Here is a 2,542-nt window from a genome sequence, read left to right on the forward strand (position 1 = left end):
GCCTTCATGCCGAATGTCGAGGCCATCGCCGCGCTGGAACCGGATCTCGTCCTGCAACGGGGCGAGTTGGGGCCGCAGGTGGTGTCGCCTCTGGCCGAGGCCGGGCTGAAGACCGCGCTGGTCGTCTATGGCGACGAGGAGACCACCCGCCGCAACATCCGCCTGATGGCCGATCTGACCGGGCATCCCGAGCGGGCCGGCGCCCTGATCGGCTGGCGGGACGAGGTGCTGGCGCGCATCCGCCGCCCCGACGGAGCGGCGGGCAAGGCACCGACGGTGCTGTTCCTGTCCAGGCTCGCCGGCCATCTGGTGGTGACCGGGCGGAACACGCCAACCGATTTTGCCATCGCCGCGGCCGGCGGCCGCAACCTCGCCGCCGACCGCAGCGGCTCGATCACCGTCACCGCCGAGCAGATCATGATCTGGGACCCGGAGGTGATCCTGCTGAACAGCGCCGACCGCGACCTCCAGCCGGCCGACATCCGCAGCGACCCGCTGCTGTCGGGCACCGCCGCGACGAAGGCGGGGCGGGTCTACAAGGTGCCGGTCGGCGCCTTCCGCTGGGAGCCGCCGAACGCCGAGAACCCGCTGTTCTGGCTGTGGCTGGCCAAACTGTTCCACCCCGAGGCCAACGGCTACGACCTGCGGGCCGAGGTGCGGCGCGGCATCGGGCTGGTCTATGGTTCCGAGCCGACCGACGCCGAGATCGACCGGCTGCTGCTGGCCGACGTCAACAGGGGGGCGTTGAACTATGACCGCATCGTCGGCCCCTGAAGCCGCCTCCGGCGCAGCTTCCGCCTCTGCCGCATCCATGCCCGGCCGGCCCTGGCTGCTGGCGGGGATGGCGGTCGGGCTGCTGGCGATGATGCTGGTGGCGCTGTGCGCCGGCCGCCTCTCCATCCCGCCGGTCACGGCGCTGCGCATCGTCGCGGCGCAACTGCTGCCGGGCGGGCTGGAGTCGGACTGGAGTTCGCTCCAGGAACGCATCGTCCTGCTGGTCCGCCTGCCGCGCGTGCTGATGGCGGCGGCCTGCGGCGCCGGGCTGGCGCTGTGCGGCGCCGCCCTGCAGGGCGTCTTCCGCAATCCGCTGGTCTCGCCGCACATCCTCGGCGTGTCGTCGGGCGCCTCGCTCGGCGGGGCGGTGGCGATCCTGCTCGGGCTGTCGGGGGCGGCACTGGTCGGTCTGTCCTTCCTTGCCGGCTGCGCCGCCCTGCTGCTGGTCGGGCTGCTCGCCCGCATCGACGGGCGCAGCGGCGTCGTCACCGTGGTGCTGACCGGCGTCGTGGTGTCGGCGCTGTTCAGCGCGCTGGTGTCGATGGCGCAGTTCGTCGCCGACCCCGACAGCTCGTTGCCGGCCATCGTGTTCTGGCTGATGGGCAGCTTCGCCGCCTCCGGCTGGCGCCAGACCCTGCTGGCGGTTCCGGTGATCCTGGCCGGGCTGCTGGCGATCTGGGCGATGCGCTTCCGCATCAACCTGCTGTCGCTCGGCGAGGACGACGCCCGCATGCTGGGCGTCCGGGTGGAGCGCGACCGCTGGCTGATCTTCGCCGCGGTGGCGCTGGTCGAGGCGACGGTGGTGGCCTTCTCCGGCGTGATCGGCTGGGTCGGTCTGGTGGTCCCGCATTTCGCCCGGCTGCTGGTCGGGTCCGATCACCGCATTCTGATCCCGGCCTCGGCGCTGATGGGTGGGGCCTATCTGCTGCTGATCGACACCATCGCCCGCACGGCGACCACGGCGGAAATCCCGCTCGGCGTGCTGACCGCCATTGTCGGCGCCCCGATCTTCGCGCTGCTGCTGCGGCGCCGGCAGAAGCAGGAGATGGGCGAATGATCGCGCTGGAGGATGCCGGGGTGCGGCGCGGCGAGCGGTGGATCTTCCGCCATCTCGACCTCGCTTTGTCGGCCGGCCGCTGCCTCGCCGTGCTCGGCCCCAACGGCCGCGGCAAGACCACGCTGATCCGCGCGCTCGCCGGGCTGCTGCCGCTGGCCGAGGGCCGCCGTCATGCCCCGGCCGCCATCGGCTATGTCTCGCAGTCGATCGGCGATACGGTGCCCTACCGCTGCCTCGACGTGGTGGTGATGGGGCGGGCGCGGCGGATCGGCCTGTTCGGTGCGCCGAACCGCGCCGACTACCGTGCCGCGGAGGAGGCGCTGGCCCCGGTCGACGGGCTGCGCTTCGCCGAGCGTCCGTTCAGCCGCCTGTCGGGTGGCGAACGCCAGATCGTGATGCTGGCGCGCGCCCTGGTGACGGGTGCCGACCTGCTGATCCTCGACGAGCCGGCCTCGGCCCTCGACCTCGCCAACCAGTCGCTGCTGCTGAAGGTCATCGAGCGGCTGCGCCGGGACGGTCGGCACGCCATCCTGTTCAGCACCCATCTGCCCCAGCATGCGCTGTGCGTCGCCGACGAGGCGCTGCTGATGATGGGGGTGGAGGCGCATCTGCACGGAGCGGCGGATGCCGTCATGACCGAGGCCAACCTCGCCCGCCTCTACGGCATCCCCATCCACCGCGCCCGCGTCGCCGGACAGGTCGACGCGGTCG

At 72.3% G+C, this 2,542-nt stretch carries 3 protein-coding genes; all 3 read left to right on the plus strand.

Translation table 11 applies throughout. From position 1 onward, the window contains the following. Positions 1–774: ABC transporter substrate-binding protein (locus I71_RS32625; RefSeq protein ID WP_042704118.1), on the plus strand; the 774-nt coding region annotated here is incomplete at its 5' end. Continuing rightward, the gene (locus tag I71_RS32630; RefSeq protein WP_083897512.1) at positions 752–1,831 is read left to right on the plus strand and encodes an iron ABC transporter permease; all 1,080 of its coding nucleotides are present in this window, start codon (positions 752–754) and stop codon (positions 1,829–1,831) included. The genes I71_RS32625 and I71_RS32630, both read left to right, overlap by 23 nt. Then, the coding region (locus I71_RS32635) for an ABC transporter ATP-binding protein (protein ID WP_042704122.1) at positions 1,828–2,542 on the plus strand (715 nt) is incomplete at its 3' end. The genes I71_RS32630 and I71_RS32635, both read left to right, overlap by 4 nt.

It is taken from the genome of Azospirillum sp. B506, assembly GCF_000333595.1.
Taxonomy (GTDB): domain Bacteria; phylum Pseudomonadota; class Alphaproteobacteria; order Azospirillales; family Azospirillaceae; genus Azospirillum.